At 62.7% G+C, this 21,517-nt stretch carries 15 protein-coding genes; 6 read left to right on the forward strand and 9 right to left on the reverse strand.

All coding sequences use genetic code 11. The features are described 5' to 3' along the window. Together DNK49_RS20190 and DNK49_RS20195 are read left to right on the forward strand one after the other, a co-directional pair. The coding region (locus DNK49_RS20190; protein WP_110529045.1) for an ISAs1 family transposase at window positions 1–335 on the forward strand (335 nt) is incomplete at its 5' end. Between the two features lie 34 nt (window positions 336–369). Further along, entirely contained in the window at window positions 370–4,425 is a 4,056-nt protein-coding gene (locus DNK49_RS20195) for a helix-turn-helix transcriptional regulator (protein WP_110529048.1), read from the forward strand. A gap of 467 nt (window positions 4,426–4,892) precedes the next feature. Here the strand turns inward: DNK49_RS20195 and DNK49_RS20200 are convergent, their stop codons facing one another. The 3 genes from DNK49_RS20200 to DNK49_RS20210 all read right to left on the reverse strand — a co-directional run bounded on the left by DNK49_RS20200 (window position 4,893) and on the right by DNK49_RS20210 (window position 7,566). Next, the gene (locus DNK49_RS20200) at window positions 4,893–5,855 is read right to left on the reverse strand and encodes a restriction endonuclease (protein WP_110529051.1); all 963 of its coding nucleotides are present in this window, start codon (window positions 5,853–5,855) and stop codon (window positions 4,893–4,895) included. Between the two features lie 202 nt (window positions 5,856–6,057). Then, entirely contained in the window at window positions 6,058–7,110 is a 1,053-nt protein-coding gene (locus DNK49_RS20205) for an NAD(P)H-dependent flavin oxidoreductase (protein WP_110529054.1), read from the reverse strand. A gap of 258 nt (window positions 7,111–7,368) precedes the next feature. Then, complete coding sequence (locus DNK49_RS20210; protein WP_110529057.1) at window positions 7,369–7,566, reverse strand: hypothetical protein; 198 nt, start codon at window positions 7,564–7,566, stop codon at window positions 7,369–7,371. A gap of 425 nt (window positions 7,567–7,991) precedes the next feature. Here DNK49_RS20210 and DNK49_RS20215 point away from each other — a divergent pair, with 425 nt between their 5' ends. Continuing rightward, window positions 7,992–9,923, forward strand: a complete 1,932-nt coding sequence (locus DNK49_RS20215) for a bifunctional metallophosphatase/5'-nucleotidase (protein WP_110529059.1) — start codon at window positions 7,992–7,994, stop codon at window positions 9,921–9,923. A gap of 18 nt (window positions 9,924–9,941) precedes the next feature. On the opposite strand, the gene DNK49_RS20220 is transcribed toward DNK49_RS20215, so the two are convergent. From DNK49_RS20220 to DNK49_RS20240, 5 genes are read right to left on the reverse strand one after another with little or no spacing between them, the layout of a single operon-like run. Continuing rightward, window positions 9,942–10,754 (reverse strand): SDR family oxidoreductase, encoded by an 813-nt coding sequence (locus DNK49_RS20220; protein WP_110529062.1) that lies wholly within the window; start codon window positions 10,752–10,754, stop codon window positions 9,942–9,944. Next, window positions 10,751–11,362 (reverse strand): cysteine hydrolase family protein, encoded by a 612-nt coding sequence (locus tag DNK49_RS20225; protein ID WP_110529064.1) that lies wholly within the window; start codon window positions 11,360–11,362, stop codon window positions 10,751–10,753. Before DNK49_RS20225 ends, DNK49_RS20220 begins: the two co-directional genes overlap by 4 nt. After that, a complete protein-coding gene (locus DNK49_RS20230; protein ID WP_110529066.1) occupies window positions 11,362–11,898 on the reverse strand; it encodes an aromatic-ring-hydroxylating dioxygenase subunit beta in 537 nt (178 codons plus the stop codon). Before DNK49_RS20230 ends, DNK49_RS20225 begins: the two co-directional genes overlap by 1 nt. Further along, on the reverse strand, window positions 11,885–13,243 hold the full coding sequence (locus DNK49_RS20235; RefSeq protein WP_110529069.1) for an aromatic ring-hydroxylating dioxygenase subunit alpha: 1,359 nt from the start codon (window positions 13,241–13,243) through the stop codon (window positions 11,885–11,887). Before DNK49_RS20235 ends, DNK49_RS20230 begins: the two co-directional genes overlap by 14 nt. A 20-nt stretch (window positions 13,244–13,263) precedes the next feature. Next, the gene (locus DNK49_RS20240; RefSeq protein ID WP_110529072.1) at window positions 13,264–14,220 is read right to left on the reverse strand and encodes a PDR/VanB family oxidoreductase; all 957 of its coding nucleotides are present in this window, start codon (window positions 14,218–14,220) and stop codon (window positions 13,264–13,266) included. 244 nt (window positions 14,221–14,464) lie between these two features. Between DNK49_RS20240 and DNK49_RS20245 the strand changes: the two genes are divergently transcribed. From DNK49_RS20245 to DNK49_RS20255, 3 genes are all read left to right on the forward strand, one after another. Next, a complete protein-coding gene (locus tag DNK49_RS20245; protein ID WP_110529075.1) occupies window positions 14,465–15,643 on the forward strand; it encodes an ABC transporter substrate-binding protein in 1,179 nt (392 codons plus the stop codon). Window positions 15,644–15,876: 233 nt separating this feature from the next. Continuing rightward, window positions 15,877–16,905 carry an AraC family transcriptional regulator gene (locus DNK49_RS20250; RefSeq protein WP_110529078.1) on the forward strand — a complete coding sequence of 343 codons (1,029 nt, stop codon included), beginning with the start codon at window positions 15,877–15,879 and terminating at the stop codon, window positions 16,903–16,905. A 108-nt stretch (window positions 16,906–17,013) separates the two neighbouring features. Then, entirely contained in the window at window positions 17,014–18,594 is a 1,581-nt protein-coding gene (locus DNK49_RS20255) for a phytoene desaturase family protein (protein ID WP_110529082.1), read from the forward strand. Between the two features lie 40 nt (window positions 18,595–18,634). Here the strand turns inward: DNK49_RS20255 and DNK49_RS20260 are convergent, their stop codons facing one another. Beyond that, window positions 18,635–21,235, reverse strand: a complete 2,601-nt coding sequence (locus DNK49_RS20260) for an EAL domain-containing protein (RefSeq protein WP_110529085.1) — start codon at window positions 21,233–21,235, stop codon at window positions 18,635–18,637. Window positions 21,236–21,517 lie beyond the last annotated feature (282 nt).

A 21,517-nucleotide genomic window follows, 5' to 3' on the forward strand; every position in this document is an offset into this window, starting at 1 on the left:
TCGTCGAGCGCGAGCGCATCGCCGCGGGCAAGCGTACCCGCGAGCGCCGCTACTACATCAGCTCCCTGCCGGCCGACGCCGCGCGCATCGCGCGCGCCGTTCGCAGTCACTGGGAAGTAGAGAACCGGCTTCACTGGTGCCTGGACGTCCAGTTCAACGAAGACCAATCCACCGTCCGTACCGGCTTCGCTGCCAACAACTTCGCCATCGTCCGCCACATCGTGATGAACCTCCTCCGATTGAACACATCACGCAAGGGCAGCATAAAGACCAAGCGCATGCTGGCCGCTACGTCGGACAAATTTCGCGCAGAACTGCTCGGGGTGATGACATGAAGGTGCGATTGCCCTGGAGGTGTTCCCGGCGAAGATGTCCGTGACAAAAGCCGCCGAGCTTATTGGCGTCGGACGTCCGGCACTTTCCAATCTACTTAACGGGAAAGCGTCGCTCACTGCCGATATGGCAACTCGCATCGAGAAGGCATTCGGATTCCCCAGGAAAGATCTGCTCGAAATGCAGGCTCAGTACGACGCCTTCAAGGCTAAACAGAAGAGCGTCCCGACAAACGCGAAAGCGTATGTCCCCCCGTTCCTGGCAATCAAAGCCAACGACATAGAGAGTTGGGCTTCGCACAACATCGTCGCTCGCAGCAGGTTCTCGGTATTCCTGAGAACCTTGGTCCATTCGACAGGGAGCGGACTCACGGAAGTCGACTTCCCGGGTAACGACGACTCCCAGCGTGCCGGCTGGGACGGTCGAATCGTGGCGAACGAGGGAACTGCTTGGGTGCCCGCTGGCCACTCGGGTTGGGAGTTTGGCACCAACGAGGATCCTAAGACGAAGGCGGACAAAGATTACAAGAAAAGCGTAGCTGCAACTGATGCAAATGACAGGGCATTGATGGAATTCGTTTTCGTCACTCCTCGCAGATGGGCTGGCAAGAACGCTTGGGTTACTGAAAAGAAGAAAGAAGGTTCCTGGAGAGGCGTCCGGGCCTATGACTCCAGCGACCTTGAGCAGTGGGTGGAACAGTCTCTGCCCGGCCAAGCATGGTTTGCAAACGAGACGGGATCCCCGACGCAGAGCGTCCGCTCGCTCGACAGGTGCTGGACAGACTGGGCGAACGTGACGACTCCACCGCTGCCCGGCTCGCTGTTTAGTTCGGCCATCGAGGGCGCGAAGCGCAAGCTCGCTTCCCGCCTAGCGAAAGGGCCAAAAGGTCCAATTGTGGTCGCAGCGGACTCCACCGACGAAGCGCTGGCCTTTGTTGCCCAGTGCTTTGGCCCCGAAGGAAGTGCCGAACTGGAACCTTATCGGTACCAGATCCTGGTTTTCGATAAAGCTGGTGTCTTACCAAAACTTGCAGGCGGGACGAGGCCGTTCATTCCAGTAGTGCACTCGCGCGAAGTCGAACTTGAACTCGCGCCGTACGCTGAACAATTGCACTCCATCGTGGTGTACCCAAGGAACTCCGTCAACGCAGAGCCGGATATCGTTCTCGAACCCGTCAGTTTCGAAACATTCGATTCCGCGCTTAAAGGCATCGGCAAGAACCGGGACGAGATCAAGAGCCTAGCAAACGAGTCGGGACGCTCACTGACCGTTCTGCGCCGCCGGCTCGCGACCGTCGAGGCAGTACGAATGCCACTTTGGGCAACACAGCAACACGCCCCGGAATACCTAATCGCCTTCATGCTGGTAGGCGCGTGGCACGCACTTAACGAAACCGACAAGGCAGGACTGTCCCTGCTAGCAGGCGACCGCGCGTACGAGGCACTGGAAAAGGACTGCCAACGCCTTATCCAACTGAACGACTCACCGCTCTGGTCCATCGGGACATATCGCGGTGTCGTCTCGAAGATCGACCTACTCTACGCCATTGCTCGCTACGTGACCCGCGATGACCTGAAGCGGTATTTCGACGTCGCTCGGATGGTGCTGGGCGAGGACGACCCGTCTCTTGATCTCGCCGAAGATCAGCGATGGGCCGCGTCCATTCACGGAAAGACTCGGGAATTTTCTCCAGCGTTCCGTCAGGGCATTTCGGAAACGCTCGTACTCCTAGCCGTTCACGGCGTGGGCCTTTTCAAGGCACGCTTGGGGATAGACACGAAGGTCGAGGCGGCCCTGGTAGTGCGCGACCTGCTTAGTGATCCCCTCACCACGCGCACCCTTGAAGCCAACGATCGCGACCTGCCCCTCTACGCTGAAGCGGCGCCGACCGAATTTCTCTCGATCATCGAGCGCGACCTGAAGACGAGCAGTCCGGCAGTTTTCGGCCTCCTTCGTCCCGCTGGGTCCGGCATATTCGGCAGTCCCAGCCGCACTGGACTGCTCTGGGCGTTGGAAGGGCTCGCATGGAATCCGGAGACGCTTCCTCGTACGGTGATGATTCTCGCACGTCTCGCGCAGATAGAGATCAACGACAACTGGGTCAACAAACCGGCGCATTCGCTGGCAGCGATATTCCGATCATGGATGCCCCAGACAGCAGCCAATAATGACGAGCGCCTGGCACTGGTAAAAGTCCTGTTCAACAGGTTCCCGGATGTCGCCTGGACGCTTTGCGTCGCGCAATTCGGCAACCACCATCAAGTCGGGGACTACAGCCACAAGCCGACTTGGCGCCCGGACGGATACGGCCACGGTGAGCCGTTTCCGACGTGGGGGCCGATATTAGAGTTCGCGGGCAGAATGATAGAGCTAGCCTTATCCCAGCCACGCTACTCGGTGTCGATGCTGTCCGACCTAATCGACCGCCTCCACGACCTGGCGGATGCTGATCAGGATCGCGTATGGGCGCTAGTCGAGGCATGGGCGAAGACCGCAAGCGACAGCGACAAGATTGCGTTACGCGAGAAAATTCGAGTCTCGACGTTGTCCCGTCGCGCAACTCTGCGCGCGAGAAAAAGCAGCAAGCAATCCCGTGTAGCGGCCGCTGCAAAGCACATCCATGCCGCGCTTGAACCGAGCAATCTCCTCGACAAGCACGCGTGGCTTTTCAAGGGCACCTGGATCGAAGAGTCTGCCGACGAGCTCGAAGATCTAGAGAATATTGACTATGAAGAGCGCGAGGCGCGGATCCGGAAGCAGCGGGCCGATGCGCTGAAAGAAATCCACGGGCAGTACGGCATCACCGGCTTGCTCGATACGGCAATCCGTAGCGGAGCATCGGGAATCATCGGCGCCCTTGTGGCTGAACGAGTGCTGGGCGACGAAGAGTTGCTCGCCCTCGTGACCCAAGCCTTCCAGAAAAGGAGCGAGAGTGAGTCTGCGGCCCGAGCATCGGAATGGCTGATCCAAGGCGCTTTAGGCGTGATGCCCAACGACCAAAAACGCGAAGCATTCTTAAGCTCTGCCATTACCGCGATTGGTCCCGACAACGCGGCCCGCTTCCTGGCGCTCGCGCCCTTCGGCGAAGGCACTTGGTCGCTGGTCTCCTCATATGGAGAGGAGGTTGAAACGCGGTACTGGAAGGAGGTCGTTCCCGGCTGGATGCGGGACTCCACAGCGGAGATCGCCAAGGCGGTCGACATGCTCATGAAGGCCCGGCGACCACGCGCAGCATTTGCACTCGCCAAGTATCACCCCGAGAAGCTGCCTGTCCGCACGCTCTTCCAACTTCTCACGGTCATGGCACAGGAAGGCGACGACAAGGCGGGCGAATACCTGCTTGAACACTACCACGTCGAACGGGCCTTCGAATGCATCAACAAGACTTCCGAACTGTCACTCGAACAGAAGGCCGGCCTTGAATTCGCGTACCTAGACGTGCTTGACCGCGGATGGGACCGGCGTGCCAAGTCCGCAATTCCGAACCTCGAGCGCTACATCGAGGACCACCCTGAAGTACTGGTCCAAGCCATCGTATGGACGTACAAACGCAGTGACCGAGCGGAGGACCCTCCAGAATTCAGAGTTGAAGCAGAAAAGGCCAAATCAATGGCTGAACGGGGATACAAGCTCATCCAGGCAATGAAAAGAATCCCTGGAAGCGACGAACAAGGGAGCATTGATGCCGAGCGCCTGGCAAAGTGGACCGAAACTGTGCGCAAGTCCTGCGCGGAACTGTCGCGCATCGGAATCGCTGATGTCGTAATTGGAGAACTGCTTGCCTCGGCACAGATCGGCAAGGACGGCGCCTGGCCTTGTGAAGCGGTGAGAACCGTGATGGAAGAAATCCAGTCCGAGGATATGATGCGCGGAGCACATACCGGCGTGTACAACTCGCGAGGGGTTCATACGCGAGGTCCCGGCAGGGACCAGGAACGTCAACTGGCCGACAAATACAGAAAGTGGGCCCAGCAGCTCCGGATGTCATCGCCGTACGTGGCTTCCGAACTGCTTATGAGGCTGACAGATACCTATGAGCGGGAAGCTGCTCGGGAGGATACTGAAGCGAGAATCAACCAGAGATTACGCTAGCTGACTGCAGGGTGCGGGTTGAGCGCCACGAAGGAGGGATCGCCTGACCGAAACCCGCAAGAGTTCATGATCAAAACCAGCACGATGCACTCGATGAGTTCAATGCGGACCGGCGCGGTAGGCCAACGCGACCGCTATCCACACCCTGTTGTTACACGGGTTCGAGCTGCAGCTTCGGAGAGGCCCTGTCCGCGCCCCTTGCGCTTGGACGGCTGCTCCACTTAAATACCCTCCAATGGAGCACGAGAGACTGATCCGGCGGCTTTGGGTCGGGTCCGGCAGTAGCACGAAGTGACCAGCGGTCATTGACCTGCCTCGGCGGCTGAACGGCCGTTGACCGCCGCATTGCCGCCTGAGCTTCGTCACATACCCAACAGCAGCAGTGGCCGATTTCCCGCCATCACTCCAAAATCACCACACCCCCAGTCGTCCTCGTCACCACAAAGCCCACCACTGACAGCCCTCCATCACGCCCGCACAGCCCCACGCATCTGCAGCTTACCCTTGCACCTCGGGTAATCCGGGCATCCCCAGAAAGGCCCGCGCTTGCTGCTGCGTGCGTTCATTTTCATGCCGCAGCTTGGACAGGTTGGGGTTGTCCAGTCGCCTTCGGTGGCAAACGCCAGCAGGCGTTTGCTTGCTTCCGTCGGCAGGCGTTGCAGCATGGCGAGGAACAGTTTGCCGTCGAGCAGGGTGATGCGGTTCTCGGTGGCGAAGGCGCGGGCGTCGACGGTGTAGCCATTGGGGGCCATGAAGAAGGCCTTTTCCACTTTCTGATGGGCCATCACGCCGCGCAGTTCGCGCACTTCCTTGACGCCAACCGGCTTGTTCCAGGCCTTGCACTGCACGATGGAGGTGGCACGGTTGGGGTCGGCTTGGTCCTGGAACAGGTGGATGTCGATGCCCCCGTCCGCGCCCAGCGGCGTGGTTTCGGCGCGGATACCTTTTTCGCGGTAGAAGGCGCAACACAGGTCCTCGAAGCGCTTCCACTCGATGCGGTCCAGCACGTCCAGCGACCAGTCTTCAGGTGGTGGGATTGCGGGGGCCTTTGGGGGCATGGGCGGTGCGGGGGCGAATACCGTCATCGCGGCGGCAGCCTCGCTGCGACTGTCGCCCGGGGCGGGATGACGGTCACTTGGGCGATTGCGCCCTGCCCCGCGTCTTGACGAACCCGCCACCGACGCAGCGAAACCGGACTTGAGGTAGCGCATGAAGGCGATGGCAGCAAAGATCAGCGCAAACAACCAGGCAAGCGGCGTAAACACACCGGCCAGCGGACGAAGCATCGCACTGCTGCCCAGAAATACCGGAACCAGCACGATGCCAACAAAGAGACTGCCTGCCGCCAGTGCCGCGGACACCCGCCAGTCCGAACGCAACGCGATGGCAATGAGACCGTTATCGCGTTTTCTGTTATACCGCCGAGCCATGCCTGTGATCACTCCCGGGAACGTCGCCGGGATGAACCATTCATCCTTTCGACATGCCTATCGATTTTTCCGGGATGAATGATACATATATCCAGAGTGATACGTCGGGCAGAAAGTCACGCACATCACGTCTCCTCGGCACGATTTCAGGGCAAATCTGCGGGATGGTGTTTCGGTTGTGATCGCTTCCAGCATCCACTGATCAACGGATACCGTTCGCCAAGTCCCGTGTCAGCACCGACGCTGACACCTCGCGGCAGCCGCTTGCGTTCTGGCCTGACCAGAGTGGCGAATAGTCACCACGGCCCAGGCGCTCTGCTTTTGCGCGCAGCGGGGCGGATGCCGCCGCGGCCTGCGGAAACGCGGGTGCCGCCGGGTTCATCGGCCCGAACTTGCGCACCATCAGGTTGACGATGCCGCGCGCCGGACGCCCGGTAAACACGTTGGTCAGTGCGGTGTGACGCGCATCGGCGTGTTTGAGTGCGGCGCGGTGAACTGCGCTGGTGGTCGCCTCCGTACATAGCAAGTAGGCGGTACCCAGTTGCACCCCGGCCGCTCCCAGCCCAAGCGCGGCTCGTACGCCTGCCGCGTCGGCAATGCCACCCGCCGCAATCACCGGTACCTTTACCGCCTGTACGATCTGCGGCAACAGGGCGAAGCTGCCAAGCTGCGTGGTGATGTCGTCGGTCAGGAACATGCCACGGTGCCCGCCCGCCTCGACCCCTTGCGCGATGATGGCATCCACGCCCCGGGCTTCCAGCCACAAGGCCTCTTCAACCGTGGTGGCCGAAGACAACACCCGGGCGCCAGTGCGACGGACCTGATCCAGCAAGGCTGCAGACGGCAGGCCAAAGTGAAAGCTGACGACGGCTGGCCGGCATTCGGAGACCAGATCGGCCATCTGCTGGTTGAAGGGCATGCGCACCGGGCCAGGCGGTACCGAAGCGGGGTCGATGTCGAACTCGGCGTAGTCTTGCGCAAACGCGCTTTGCCAGGCCTGGTTGCGGGCGGCGTCGGCAACGGGGTCCGCGTGGCAGAAGAAATTGAGATTGAACGGCTTGTCGGTTCGCGCACGTATCGTGGCGACCTCTGCGCGGATGGCTTCGGGCGACAGCATGGCACACGGCAGCGAACCCAAGCCCCCGGCACGGGATACCGCAATGGTCAGCGCGCTGTCCTGCACACCCGCCATTGGCGCCTGGATGATGGGCAGTTCAATTCCAAAAAGTTGCTGTATCGAGCGGATGTCTGACATGCGATGCGTACTCCTGTATGACGCCGCCCCGATTGATGCAGGACTGGCGAGGCACAGGATTTATAACCGCACGGCGATCATCAGGCAAACAATGCTGCCTTATTAGCCTGAGCGCCGAATGTCGTGTTGCCGTTTGATCCTGGTCTGTGCCCAGGCTGACTGCCCTGCGACTGCGCTCAGGGCACGGGTTGCCAATCGGCAACCCAGGGGCGTCGGTGACTTGCCCCTGGTCGCAGTGATCAACCTGTCACGCAGTGATCAGCCCGTCATGCACTCCGGACAGGCGTTGGATGCCGAATACCAGTGCCAGGCGGCCTCCCGGAGTGCAGCCGCTTCATTGTTGCGCACCCCGATGAACTGGAGCTTTTCCTTAGGTGGCAAGGACGGGCAGGAACCCCTGTGCACGCGATGCTCGTCCTTCTCGTTTCCCAGTCTTTCTACGTAGAACTCGTTCATGGCAGTCTCACCTGTCGGATAAAGGAATTTTATCTATTGAGGATACAACCACGACCTGCCAGCCACCCTGTCGCTTATCGCGCATTCAAACCACTTTTCATGCGCGATATCCGACATCAGAACCCGGATAAGCTCGCAAAACCGCAGTCAGATCGCTACAGCGCAAGATTCATTCCCATCGTACCCACAGCGTTGATGCGGACTATCCGACTGACTTTCTCCTGACTCACACCGCCTTGAACGAGAGCGGATTAAAGACAGCCATACCCAACGCATTGAAGTCCGTCACATTTCTGCTTGCCACAAACCAGCCCTTGCCCGCCCGCTTCAGTTTGCGCACACTGCCCCATGCCGTCGGCACGCCATCACTGACCTGCAACGTGCCGGTTTCAAACTATTCCAGCCCCTCACCCCCTCAACAGATCATGCGCCTGTCCGCCCTGCTCGCCACATTCACCCTATTTGCCAGTTCGACCGCCTTGGCCAACTGCCCCGGCTCCATTGCCTTTGGGACTGCGGCCAGCCGCGGGCCGCAGGTGGCGGACCGCTTGCTCGATGGCCGTTGCCTGAGCGCGCACCTTGCCGACGCAGTGGGGCGCGATCCAACGCCGGACGAGCGTTTCATCGCGGTGGCCAGCCTGGCCAGCCGTTGGGCCGAAGACGGCGTGCTGAGCCGGAAGGAAGCGGCGGCGCTGATGAGCGCGGCGCGCGATGCTACGGTAGCCAACACGGTGAAGCTGCGGGTGCTGGCCTTCAATGACTTTCATGGGCATCTCGACGGCAGCCGCCTGATGGTCAATAGCCCGATTGACGGCATCCATACGGCACCCGCAGGCGGCATTGCCCACCTTGCCGGGCTGGTGCGCGAACTGCGCACTGGCATGCCCGACACCGTGGTGGTATCCGCTGGCGATCTGATTGGCGCCAGTCCGATGGAATCGGCCTTCTTCCACGACGAACCCACCATCGAGGCAATGAACCTGCTGGGTCTGGATTTCAGCGCCGTGGGCAATCACGAATTCGATGACGGCCTGCTCGAGTTGCTGCGCATGCAAAGAGGTGGCTGCCATCCCGGCGGACAGCACACCTGCCAGGGCGCGTCGGTGGGCAGCCCGGTGCCGTTCTCGGGGGCACTGTTCGACTTTCTGGCGGCCAATGTGCGTGACGAGCACGGCAATACGCTGTTTCCGTCGTATGGCATCCGAACGGTGGGCGATATCCGTGTGGCCTTTGTTGGCGTGGCGCTGAGCAGCACCCCCCGTGTGGTCAACCCGGCCGGGGTCGCGGGGCTGCGCTTTGAAGACGAGGCCGACACCATCAATAGCGTGGCGGCCGACCTGCGGCGCCGCGGCATACAGGCCATTGTGGTGCTGTTGCACGAGGGCGGACGGACCGAAGGCAGCATCAACGACTGCACCGGCATGCAGGGCCCGGTGGTCGACATCGTCAGCCGGCTGGACGACGCGGTGGACCTGGTGGTGTCCGGTCACACCCACCATGCTTACGTGTGCCGCCTGCCCAAGCGCAGCGGTCAGCCAGTCACCGTGACCAGTGCCGGCTCGGCCGGCCGTTTGCTGACCCGGATCGACCTGACGCTGGATCGCCAGAGTCGCGACGTGGTCGCGGCAGACGCCCGCAACCTGGTGGTGGAACGTGACCCGAGCCGCACCCCGATCCTGCCCGACGCCAGCACGGCCACGCTGCTTGCCGCCTATACCGCATTGGCCGAACCCATTGCCCGGCGCCCCGTGGCGCAGCTTGGCGCCGCACTGACGCGCAGCCCCAACGCGGCTGGCGAATCGCCGCTGGGCAACGTCATTGCCGACGCCCACTGGGAGACAACGCTCTTGCCTCAGGCCGGTGCGTCGGTGGCCGCCTTCACCAACCCGGGCGGCATGCGAGGGGATCTGCTTCCGGCGGCCGACGGCAGCGTGACCTATGCCGACCTGTTCCGCATTCAGCCTTTTGGCAACACCTTGATCATCACCACGCTCAGCGGCCGCCAGCTATACGAAGTGCTGGCCCAGCAGTGGACCAGTGGCAGGGTGCTGCAGGTGTCCTCCAGCGTCAGCTACCGCTATCGTGAGTTGCCCGGACAGCCCGGCCCGGCCAGCCGGGAAGTCTGCCCCGGCTCGTTGAAGATCGGCGGTCGGCCGGTGGTGGCGGACGCCGACTACCGTATTGCGGTCAACAGCTATCTGGCCGCCGGCGGCGACGGTTTCAGCACCTTCAGCCAGGGGCGCGACAGCCAGGGCGGCCCGCTGGACGTCGACGCACTGGCGGCGTATCTGGCGCATCTGGGCACCGTCAAGCCGCCTGCGCTCAAGCGGATCCAAAAGGTGGAGCGCTGCGACTGAGCGCGTGCCGGCGCGTCCTCAATCCGGGCGCGCTGCAAGACGCTCGAACCAGGTTCGGGGCGATATGCCCTGGTCGGGGCCCAGGATGGAGAAGCCACCGTCCACCGCGATGTCGTTACCCGTCATCCACGAGGCTTCGGCGCTGGCTGCAAAGGCCACTACCCGCCCGACCTCATCGCCCCGCCCCACCCGCCCCAGCGGATGGAAGTGCGCCCCCACCGCGTCGGCGACCTCGGTGGAACCCCCGCTCATGCGCTCGACCGAGGGTGACCAGGTCCACGCCGGCGACACTGACAGCACACGGATGCCGCGCGGCGCCAGGGCGACGGCAAAGTTGCGGGTGATCTGCAGCAGCGCCGCCTTGGAGGCCGGATAGATGGCGCGGCCATCGGCGCCAAACTTGCCGCCTGTACTGCCCAGGTTGACGACCACCCCACCCGGCCCCATCACGGCGGTGGCTTTCTGGGTAAAGATGGCGGCCGACACCAGATTGACGTTAAGGGTGTTGAGCCATTGCGCACGGCTGGACGGCAGGCCCTGGTCATCGTAGCTGCAGGCATTGTTCACCAGGATGTCGAGGTGGCCATGACGATCCAGCACCGTGGCGATGCAGCGGTCGATGGCGTGATCGTCGGTGATGTCGGTCTCGACGAAGCAGGCTTGCGCGCCAATTGCCGCCGCAACCGCTTCACCGGCCTCACGGCCGCGCCCCACCACTACGACCTGCGCGCCGCTGGCTGCCAGCGAAGCGGCGATGTCGGCACCCAGCCCCTGGGTTGCGCCAGTGACGATGGCAAGCTTGCCATTGAGGCGTGCGTTCTGCGTGTTCATGATTGCGCTCCTTGCGCATCCAGTCTGGCGAGCAAGGGATCGACATCGTCGACCTCGGCAATCAGCCGCATGCTGGCCAGTGCGTTGTCGTGAGCGGCACCCGCGGCGGCGCAGGCGTCGGCCGCAACGGTGACTTCGTAGCCGCGATCGGCCGCATCGCGCACCGTACTTTCCACCACCGAGTGGGTGGCGATGCCGCCGACCACCAGTTGGCGGGCGTCGAGCTGGCGCAGCAGGATTTCCAGCTCGGTGCCGTAAAACGCGCTGATGCGGTTGTGTTTGAAGGCAAACTCGCGTGGGCTGTCGATCGGCGCAAGCTCGGCATAGAACTCCGCGCCCCAGTGGCCGTCGCGCACCGCACCGATCTCGATGGTCTTGCGAAAGATCGGTGTGTTGCGCGTCAGGTCGGCATAGTCGGGGCGAAACGCCATGCGGACATGGATGATGGGCCAGCCACGTGCGCGCGCCCCCGTCAGCAGCCGCCCGGCAGCTGCAATGAGGCGTGCCCGTGCCGGATCGTCCTCCGACAAGCCGACCCGGATACGGCCCTTGGGGTGCAGTTGGTCGTTCTGGTAATGCAGGGCGAGGACGATCGGCAAGGGGTTCATCAGATGAACACCTCCAGATTGGCGAACACGTCGTCGCAGTTCACCAGATTGACCCGCTTGAGCACGATCTTCCAGCCACCGTCGTCCGTGGCGGCCAGCTTGTGAAACACCGCGCCGGCAAGCTGGCGCTGCTCGATGCGCCATTCGGTCAGCTGCAAGGTGGAGCGCACGATCAGGTGACCCGCGGCATCCAGGCCCTCGATGGTGATGTTGCCCACAAGGTGCGCACTGCGGGTCAGCGGCTGCTGCGACCAGTTGCGCGCGTTCTCCACCCGGCGCACGCGCACCTCACGCAGCATCTTGTCTTCCCAGAACAGCGAGATCTGCTCGAAGGGGTTGGCCTGGTCATGGAAACGCGGCACCCAGTAGCGGCCATCTTCGGTCCATAGGGCCAGCCACTCGGCAAAGCGACGCTCGTCCAGCAAGCGGGCTTCGCGATACAGAAACTGTTCGACACCGCGCAGCGCCTCGGCCGATAAAGTGGCACCCGCGACGGGCACGGTGGAGACGTCAAAGCTTCGATCAAGCAGCTGCATGGCCAGCCTCCGTGGATGCGGTTTGATTGGGGGTCGCCTGAGTGGGCGGATTGAGCATGTACTGTTTCCAGGCGGCAAACTGGTTGCGCATCGGCAGTTCGCTGGTCCCGTTGGTGGACACCATGCCGTCCGGTGTTTCCTGATCGGTTCCCAGGTAGCGGTGCAGGCTGACCCAGTCGCCACCGCGGGTCTGGTTGCCTTCCTGGCAACGCTTGTACACCTCGACGTCATCCGGCATGACGTTGGATGAGGGCGAGTTGATCAGGTTGGCATAGGTCAGCGCACGGTCGAACACCGCGTCCGGCGCCCCCTTGAGGCGGAAGGTCTGGATCTCGATCATGGTGCGGTCCACGCTGACCGGACGGATCACCCGGAACTGCTGGAACACCGTGTGCGGCGAGCCGCTGCCGTAGATGATGGTGTTGTGGCGGTTCATGCCCATGATCTGACGGGCCTTCTCTTCACCATAGGCCTCGGTCAGCACCGCAAAGTGATCGCGCGAGACGGGGTCGCGGGTGGCGGCGGTGGGGTCGAAGATGCCTTCCATATAGCCGTGGCCGTTGTGATAGGCGCGCAGCTCCAGCTTTTCCCAGAACTCGTAGGGTTCGCCATTGCCGTCCATGATCAGCAGTTCGAACGGCATCTCGCCGATCTCCTTGGCTTCCTCACGTGCGGCGACAAAGGACGATTCATGGGTGACGCGGGCATGCATGGTGTCATGCAGGTTCTCGTAGAACACCTTCCAGTTCGATTTCTGCATGACACGGAAGGTGCCGCCGGCCACTTCCACCTCACCCACCGGCGAGCGTTCGCACAGGTTGTCGATGGAAGATGCCACGCCACCGAGGAAGGTCTTCAGGTCCGGGCCTGCGGCCGACTGGCTGGCAAACACGAAACCGCGGTAGCTGTCGACGCGGGCCACGGCCTTCATCGAGAAGTCGGGGTTGGCAGGGTCGTAGCAGGTGCCCTCCAGACCGTTCTTCAGCGGCAGCGACAGATGCGAGCCATCCAGCTTGAACGTCCACGCGTGGTAAGGGCAACGGAAGAACTTCCCGGTACAGCCATCGCCTTCCGGCACCACCTTGGCGCCTTTGTGCGGACAGCGGTTGTACACCACATGCACCTTGCCGTCGGCCGCGCGTACCATGATCACATCCTGGTCGCCGATGCGGGTGGTGTGGTAGTCACCGGTCTTCTTTACCTGGCTTTCGTGGCCAACGTAGATCCAGGCCTGCCCGTAGATGCGCTCCATCTCCAGGGCGAAGATCTCGGGGTCGGTATAGACGTGCTTGTGCACGCTGTCGGGGCGCACCATGGCGGCAAGCGCTTCGTTGGACAGAGTCATTGCGGCTCTCCTCGGGGTGGTCAAAGTTCGAGCACCAGTCGCTCGGACCGGGCTCGGGAAACACAGGTACAAAAACCGCCTTCGGCACGCTCGCGCGCCGACAGGCAGATATCGCGGTGGTCGGCCTCGCCGGCCAACACTTTGGCGGTGCAGATGCCGCACTCGCCACGGCGGCAGTCGAACATCGGGTCCAGACCGGCCGCTTCCATCACATCCATCACCGTCTTGCCCGCTGGCACCTCAAGGGTAATGCCACTGCTGGCCAGCTCTACGGTGAAGCTTCGGTCACCCGCCACCTCCAGCGTGCCGGCGAACAGTTCGCAATGCAGTTGGGCATCGGCCCAGCCCAGCTGGCGGGCGGTGTCGAGCACTGCCGCGATGAAGCCCTTGGGGCCGCATACATACAGGTGACGCCCGCGCCGGGGCGCGCCGATGGTCGGCGCCAGCGGCATGCCACGCGCCGGGTCACCGCCGTCAAACCAGCACTGCGCCCCCGGCAGTGCCTGCACGTCGGCACAGTAGGCCGCTTCCGCGGTTGAACGGCTGGCATAGTGAAGATCGAATTCGGCGCCCGCCTGCTGCAGCGCACGCGCCATGCACAGGATGGGGGTGATGCCGATGCCGGCGGCCAGCAGCAGATGCGATTCCGCGTCCGCCACCAGCGGAAAGTGATTGCGTGGTGCCGTCGCGGTCAGTCGGTCGCCCACCGCCAGGCCATGCACCCAGCGCGAGCCGCCACTGCCCTGCGCTTCGAGTTGAACCGCAATCTCGTAGCACGAGCCGCCGTCGGCCGGCTGCACCAGTGAATAGGCTCGATGCAGCAAGGGATTGCCACTGCTGGCGGGCACATGTAGCTCGATGTGCGCACCGGGGGTGTAGTCTGGCAATGGCGAGCCGTCTGGCGTGACCAGGATCAGACGGCGGATGCGCGGGGTAAGCGCATCGACCTGTTCGACCTGAAGTTCTAGAAGGGACATCGGCGAGACTCCGTGAATGCTGGCCGACGGATGGGTCCCGTCGGCGAAGCCAAATCTATTCACTCCGCCGGGCCCGCAATAGCCACACCTTGCACCGCCTGTCCGTTTATGGCGAAGCCTTGCCCAATTGCCTGATTCGGACAGCGCCACGCCCCACCTTGCCTATTCCGGATAGTCGCCCCGGCACAATTGCCCAAGAATCATTTGCACCTCACCCTCAACCCCACGAGACCGGAGCAACAGCATGAAAAAAAGACTTGCCTGTATTGCAGCCACCCTTGCCACCGTCGGCCTGTTCAGCACCCCCGCACTGGCGGCAGACGAGATCCGGATCGGCTTTCTCACCACACTGTCCGGCCCCGGTGCCGCGCTGGGCACCGATGTGCGCGATGGTTTCAAGCTTGCCCTGACCCACCACGGCGACAAGCTGGGTGGCCTGCCGGTGGTGTTCAATCTGGCAGACGACAACCAGAACCCGCAGACCGGGCGCCAGAACGTCGAACGCTTCCTCAAGCGCGACAAGGTCGATGTGGTCAGCGGCGTGGTGTTCTCCAACGTGCTGCTGCCGGTACTGCCGGAGATCCTGAAGAACGACACGGTGTATCTGTCCACCAACACCGGGCCGCGTGACTATGCTGCCGAGAAATGCGACCCCAACTTCTTTGCGCTGGCCTGGCAGAACGAGGACATCCCGGCGGCCATGGGCAAGTTCGCCACCGAAAAGGGCTACAAGCGGGTGGCGATGATTGCCCCCAATTACCCGGGCGGACGCGAATCGCTGGACGGGTTCAAACGCTTGTACAAGGGTGAGATCGTCGAAGAGCTGTACACCAAGCTCGGACAACTGGACTACGCCTCGGAGCTGGCCACGATCCGTGTCTCCAAGCCGGATGCGGTGTTCTTCTTCCTGCCCGGCGGCATGGGGGTGAACTTCATCAAGCAGTTCGACGGCGCAGGCCTGGGCAAGCAGATGGCCTTGCTGGCGCCTGGCTTCTCCGCCGATGAGGACACCATCAAGGCGGTGGGCGAATCCATCGTCGGGCTATACAACGCCTCACAATGGGCCGCGGACCTGGAAAATGCACCAAACAAGCGCTTCGTCGCCGACTTTGTCCAGACCTACGGACGCATCCCGACCATGTACGCCGCCCAGGCCTATGATGCCGCCCTGCTGCTGGACAGCGCAGTCAAGAAAATCGGTGGCAAGATCGAGGACAAGGCCGCGTTCCGCGCCGCGCTCAAGGCGGCCGAGTTCCAGTCCATTCGCGGCAACTTCCGCTTCAACAACAATCAGTATCCGATCCAGGATCTGTACATGCGTGAAGTGGTCAAGACGGCGGACGGCAAGGTCACCAACCGCACCGTCGGCACAGTGCTGACGGCCCACGCCGACCACTTTGCTGGTGAGTGCCCGATGAAGTAAGGCAAGGCCCTTCCCCCACGACACCGCCCGGCACCCGCCGGGCGGTGTCGTTTCCGGCCGGGTATCTGCGCTTGCAGCGGCCATCTTGATCAGGGCGCGATTTTTGCTTAATTACTTTAAGCCCGAAAAAGCTTCGCTATTTATATTGATAACTAAAACATTTTCGTAATATTGTTCCACACCCAACGCGAAGACTGCGACCGGGCATCCAACAACACGTTCTGGAGACGGACATGGATGTTTCGCCCCGACTGGATCTCAGCAAGATTTACCACAACCCGGTGTTCCACTCGCACTCGGCGGTGGAGTCCCACCATGAACTGAACCGCGCCATCACCGAGCACCAGCTGCGCTGGGGCCGTGGAGAAGTCTCCACTGCGCTCTACCGCCGCGAACTCAACCGCATCAGCATGATGATCCTCAGCTATGGTGCCGAGGTGGAAGTGCAGCCCGACGCCTTCAAGGACTTCGTGCTGGTGCAGATGCCGCTGCGCGGTGTCGCCGAGATCGAATCCGACGACGTCCCCTTGCGCCTGGAACGCGGCGAAGTGGCCGTCGTCGCCCCTCGCCGCAGCATCCGTCTGCTGTGGCAGCCGGGCTGTGAACAGCTGATCCTGAAGATTCCCACCGAGTTGTTGCGGCAGGTCTCCTGTCAGACCTGTTCGCTCAGCCGCTGCCCCTCGGTGGCGACCGACTGCAGACCGTGGATCGATCCGGTGTTCAAGATCCAGCCGGGCATTGCAGCCCAATGGCAGGCACTGCTGCAGCAACTGCTGTCGCTGCTGCCACCCAACGATGCGAGCCAGTTGCACCCCGCCTGGCTCAATCAGTTCGAGCAGACCGCTGCACTGTTCCTGCAGGCGCATCAGCCTTCCGTGCTGGAACGTGACACCCGCGGCGGCGAAGATCTGGCCGAGGTGGCCGTATCCAGCGCCATGGCCAATACCCGTCTGGCCAAGCTCGAAGACTACATCCGCCGCCGCCTGTTCGCGCCGCTGTCGCTGGCCGATCTGGCCAAGGCGGCGGGGGTCAGCCCGCGTACGCTCAACGTGCTGTGTCATCGCTACCGCGGCGTCGCACCCATGATCCTGCTGCGCAACCTGCGCCTGGAAGCGGCCCGCGACAAGCTGCTGGCCAATCCCGGCGTCAGCGTCACCGAAGTCGCGCTGGAGTATGGCTTTGGTCACCTTGGCCGCTTCTCCGCCTACTACCGCGAACGCTTCGGCGAACTGCCGCGGCAGACGCTGCTGGTGCGCCACTGAACCACCTCACGCGTGCGAGATGCGGATACCGATCTGCGGGTAACGGATATTCTCCGCGCGGCGGTGGCAGCAGACTGAAGGGGATGCCACCCCCCAGAGATCTGAGCCATGAGCAAATACGATGCGATCATCGTCGGCAGCGGGATCAACTCCCTTGTCTGCGCCGGCGTGCTGTCCAAACGCGGCAAGAAAGTACTGGTGCTGGAGCGCGAAGCGGTGCTCGGCGGCTGTATCCGCACCGAGGCCTTGACCGCCCCGGGCTACCTGCACGACACCCTGTCCACCGCTCATCCGCTGTTCGTTACCGGCCCCGGCTATGCCGAGTTGAAGGACGCGCTGCACGCCAACGGCCTGGACTACGCCAACAACGCCACCCCGACCGGCGTGCTGCTGCCCGACGGGCGCTCGCTGATCCTCGGTCGCGACCGTGCAGCCAACATCGCCGCAATGAACGCACTGGCCGAGGGCGACGGCACGGCCTACGGCGAAGGCATGGCCTTTGTCGAACAGAATGCGGAACTGATCTTCTCACTGCTCGGCAACGAACTGTGGAGCTCCAGCGTCGGCAAGATGATGCTTGGCCGGGTGTGGAAGCATGGCGCACACGAAACCCTGGCCTTCTTCGGCCCGGCGATGCAAAGCTGCCGTGCCTGGCTGGAAACGCAGTTCCAGTCCGACCTGACCCGCGCCCTGCTCGCCCCCTGGGTACTGCACACCGGCCTGGGGCCGGAGAGTGCCATGTCGGCGCTGATGGCAAAGGTGATCGCTTTCACGCTGGAAGCGGTCGGCCTGCCGCTGGTCAAGGGTGGCAACGCACGTACGGTTGACGCCTTCCGCGCGATGATCGAGCAGGCCGGCGGCCGCCTGGAAACCGGCGCGGATGTTGCCGAGGTACTGGTCGATGGCGGCAAGGTACGTGGCGTGCGTACCGCCGACGGCCGCGTGCTCGAAGCCAGGCAGGTGATCTGCAACGTCACCCCGACCCAGCTCTACGGCCGTCTGCTGACCAACGGCAGCGCCCCTGCTCCGCTGCGCAAGCAGGCGCAGGAATACCGCTACGGCAAGGCCAACATGCAGATTCACCTGGCCTTGTCGGAGCGTCCCAAATGGGCCGACCCGGCGCTGGGCGAAGTGATCTACCTGCACCTGACCCCCGGGCTGGATGGCGTATCACGGGCGGTCAACGAGGCCGAGCGCGGCTTGCTGCCGGCCGAAGGTACGGTATGCGTCTGCCAGCCCTGCGCCGTCGACCCGTCGCGTGCGCCCGCGGGCGGCTGGGTGATGTGGATCCAGCTGCCCGAGTGCCCACGCACCGTGCGTGGCGACGCTGCAGGCGAGATCCCGGTGCCCGCCGACGGCCGCTGGACCCCCGAACTGGCCGATCGCTATGCCGACCGCGCCATCGCCCGCATCGCCGCGCATGCTCCCAACCTGCAGGCCAGCATCATCGGCCGCAAGGTGGTGTCGCCAGCCGACCTGGAAGGCATGAACATCAACCTGGTCGGCGGCGACCCGTACTCCGGCGAATGCGCGATCGACCAGTACCTGTTCTGGCGTCCGGTACGCGGCGTCAAGGATCACAGCACGCCGGTCAAGGGCCTGTACCACATCGGCGCCTCCACCCACCCCGGCCCTGGTCTGTCGGGGGCATCAGGCTTTCACGTCGCCAACGCGCTGGCCAAACGCTGAGCGGAGTGCCTGCCGATCGCCCCCCCTCCGGTCCGTCCGATCAAGACGGCGGACCGGAGGGTGCCAGCCAGTGGATTGCGAACATTTCGGGCGACAGGGCCTTGCTGAAATAATAGCCCTGCGCCTCATCGCACCCCAGGCTGCGCAGGGTGTCCAGCTGGGCAAGCTCCTCCACGCCCTCCGCCAGGGTCTTCAGGCCGAGACTGCGGGCCATGGCGATGATGGTGCTGACAATGCTGAGATCGTTGCGATCCGTCAGCATCTGACGCACAAACGACATGTCGATCTTCAGGGTGCTTGCCGGAAAACGCTTCAGGTAGGAAAGCGACGAATGCCCCGTGCCAAAATCGTCAATTGCAAAGGCGAAACCGGCATCGACCAGCATTGCCGTGACACGCCTCGCCGACTCGGGGTCGGTCATCATGCTCGACTCCGTGATCTCAAGCTCGATCGCGCTGGGCGAGACGCCCGCCTCGCGTGTGATCATCAGCGCTCTTGACGCAAAATCCTGCTGCTCGATCTGCTCGGTCGCGACATTGATCGCCAGGCGCTCAGGCAGGCGCAAACCCGCCCGGGCCCAGAACTGCAGTTGCCAGCACGCCTGCTTCAGAACCCACTCGCCCAGACTCACCATCAGGCCACGCTCGATGGCCACCGGAATGAACTCGGCCGGACTGACCCAACCCCATTCTTCGTCGTGCCATCTCAGCAGGGCCTCGGCCCCGGTCAGTTTTCCGCTTTTGAGGTCACATTGCGGCTGGTAGTGCAATTGCAGGCCGTTGTTGCTCAATGCACGGGAGAAACGCCGGGCCAGCTCCATGCGACGCGCAAGATCCTCCCCCATCTCCTGGCTGTAGAAGGCATATCCACCGCCCTCTGCCTTGGCCTTGTACATCGCGATGTCCGCGTGCTTGAGCAGTACATGTCCATCTGCGCCGTCGTTCGGATAAATGGCAATGCCCGTGCTGGCACCCAGCAGAAACGAGCAACCTCCGACCTCGACCGGAGCGAGCATCGTCCGATGCAAGCGCTCCGCTATCAATGTTGCGGCGGACCGGCCGGTCTGATGTGCAATGATGACAAACTCGTCGCCCCCCAGCCGGGCAAGGGTCTCGTCATGACGCAGGGCGGCGCGAAAACGGCGTGCAAGCTCGGTCAGGACCAGATCACCGCAGGCATGCCCCTGGGTATCGTTGATTTCCTTGAAGCGGTCGAGATCCACAAACATCAACGATAGCGAAGTACCCTGACGTTCGGCCAGCGCCAGGGCCTGCATCAATCTGTCCTGAAACAAGGCCCGGTTGGGCAGACCGGTCAATGGGTCGTAGAACGCCAGTTGCTCGATCTGCATCTCGGCAATCCGGCGCTCGGTAATGTCCTGCACTGTGCCGGTAGCCGAGAGGAACTCACCTTCCGGATTGACCGCGACCTTTACACGATGCTCCAGCCATAGGGTCTCGCCGTTGATCTTGACGCGGTACTCGAGCCGGGATTCGCCCCCCCGCATGGAGACCCACCAAGCCCGTACCACGCGATCGCGGTCATCCGGGTGAACCCGCTCGAAAAAGGTCGTCGAGCTGAAGCTGCGCCCAGCACAGATGCCAAGCAGCCTGCAGGTTTCATCCGAACATTCGATCCGACCGCCCGCTTCGGGCGGGCGATCCATGCGCCAGCTGCCGATCTTGGCAACCGCCTGCGCTTCACGCAGCATCGCCTCGCTTTGCTGCAACTGCACTTCGGCGTGCTGACGAAAAAGCTCAGCCTCACTGAGCGGCTCGATGACCAGCAACAGCTGTCCATCCTCGTCAGCCAGACAGACATTGCGTAGTGTCACCCGCGCCTGTCTGACGGGCCCACCACCGGCCACGCTCAGCGAGAACGGCAGGTCCTGCCGCTCGCCACCTTCACGTATCACTTGCGCGGCAGCATCGACCAACGCCGCAGAGTCGAACACCTGCCCAAGCTGCAGGCCAAGCACGCCCGGCAGCGACAACTCGAACAGTTGCAAACCCGCTCGATTCACGGACAGGATCGATAAGTCATGTGCCAGCACGAAAATCCCGTCGTGCATGGTCTCGAACACCATTTCGGCATAGTTTCTCAGCCCCTGGATGGTCTGGTCGCGCGCCTCGATGTAGGTTTCGATGGCCAAGCCCATGTCGAACAGCACGATCTTGATCAAGGCCTGCATGGTCTCGACAAAATCGACGTTATCGACCCCGAAGCGACGGGCACTTTCCGGCAACAGGCCAACCAGATACTTGGCGTAGGCGCCGAGATACCAGGACGGCCCCAGCCCGACACGGTGATGCGCCATGCCGACCCGCAGACGGTGAAGGATGTAATCCTTGCCATAGTCACCCGCGGTCAGTCCCTCGAAATACGTCACCTGCGAGCGTTGCAGCCGCTCCAGGGTTTCGGTGTCGGAGACGAAGGAACGGGTTGCCTCGAATGACAGCACATGCCGATAGAACTCAGCGGCAAACTCCGGCGCATAGCCCCGGAGCAACTCGTGCAGCCCCCGCAGGCAGTCGATGTCCTTGTCACCGAAATCGAGGAAGGCCTTCCGAAGCGCAATACCCTCTTTGCTTAGATCAAGGGCCGTACTGAAACGGCTGAATTCCGTCGCGCCCGAATCCACGGTTCAATCCCCCTGGCAGATGTCACAGCCACCCGGACCGGAACGAGCACAGAAGGCGCACGCATGCGAAATGCGCGCTGCGTGAAACGCGGCAAAGTCGTGTTCAATCATAGAGGCCCCGTGAACGGTGGTCGGTCGCATCGACGTGAAAGCTGGACGTAATGCTTTCCACGACACTTGGGGCGGAGATTGGGCCCAAAACTGCGTTCTCATGGCAGTCGCCACAAGAAGCCATGACATCCGAACAGCGGGGGGTTGGGCTGATCCGAATCACATACGCCA

The sequence above is a fragment of the Parazoarcus communis SWub3 = DSM 12120 genome (genome assembly GCF_003226565.1).
GTDB classification, from domain to species: Bacteria; Pseudomonadota; Gammaproteobacteria; order Burkholderiales; family Rhodocyclaceae; genus Parazoarcus; species Parazoarcus communis.

Excerpts from the sequence above, each read along its gene's own strand:
- DNK49_RS20195 (WP_110529048.1), top strand. The coding sequence starts at position 370 with ATGTCCGTGACAAAAGCCGCCGAGCTTATTGGCGTCGGACGTCCGGCA.
- DNK49_RS20200 (WP_110529051.1), bottom strand. The coding sequence starts at position 5,855 with ATGGCTCGGCGGTATAACAGAAAACGCGATAACGGTCTCATTGCCATC.
- DNK49_RS20205 (WP_110529054.1), bottom strand. The coding sequence starts at position 7,110 with ATGTCAGACATCCGCTCGATACAGCAACTTTTTGGAATTGAACTGCCC.
- DNK49_RS20210 (WP_110529057.1), bottom strand. The coding sequence starts at position 7,566 with ATGAACGAGTTCTACGTAGAAAGACTGGGAAACGAGAAGGACGAGCAT.
- DNK49_RS20215 (WP_110529059.1), top strand. The coding sequence starts at position 7,992 with ATGCGCCTGTCCGCCCTGCTCGCCACATTCACCCTATTTGCCAGTTCG.
- DNK49_RS20220 (WP_110529062.1), bottom strand. The coding sequence starts at position 10,754 with ATGAACACGCAGAACGCACGCCTCAATGGCAAGCTTGCCATCGTCACT.
- DNK49_RS20225 (WP_110529064.1), bottom strand. The coding sequence starts at position 11,362 with ATGAACCCCTTGCCGATCGTCCTCGCCCTGCATTACCAGAACGACCAA.
- DNK49_RS20230 (WP_110529066.1), bottom strand. The coding sequence starts at position 11,898 with ATGCAGCTGCTTGATCGAAGCTTTGACGTCTCCACCGTGCCCGTCGCG.
- DNK49_RS20235 (WP_110529069.1), bottom strand. The coding sequence starts at position 13,243 with ATGACTCTGTCCAACGAAGCGCTTGCCGCCATGGTGCGCCCCGACAGC.
- DNK49_RS20240 (WP_110529072.1), bottom strand. The coding sequence starts at position 14,220 with ATGTCCCTTCTAGAACTTCAGGTCGAACAGGTCGATGCGCTTACCCCG.
- DNK49_RS20245 (WP_110529075.1), top strand. The coding sequence starts at position 14,465 with ATGAAAAAAAGACTTGCCTGTATTGCAGCCACCCTTGCCACCGTCGGC.
- DNK49_RS20250 (WP_110529078.1), top strand. The coding sequence starts at position 15,877 with ATGGATGTTTCGCCCCGACTGGATCTCAGCAAGATTTACCACAACCCG.
- DNK49_RS20255 (WP_110529082.1), top strand. The coding sequence starts at position 17,014 with ATGAGCAAATACGATGCGATCATCGTCGGCAGCGGGATCAACTCCCTT.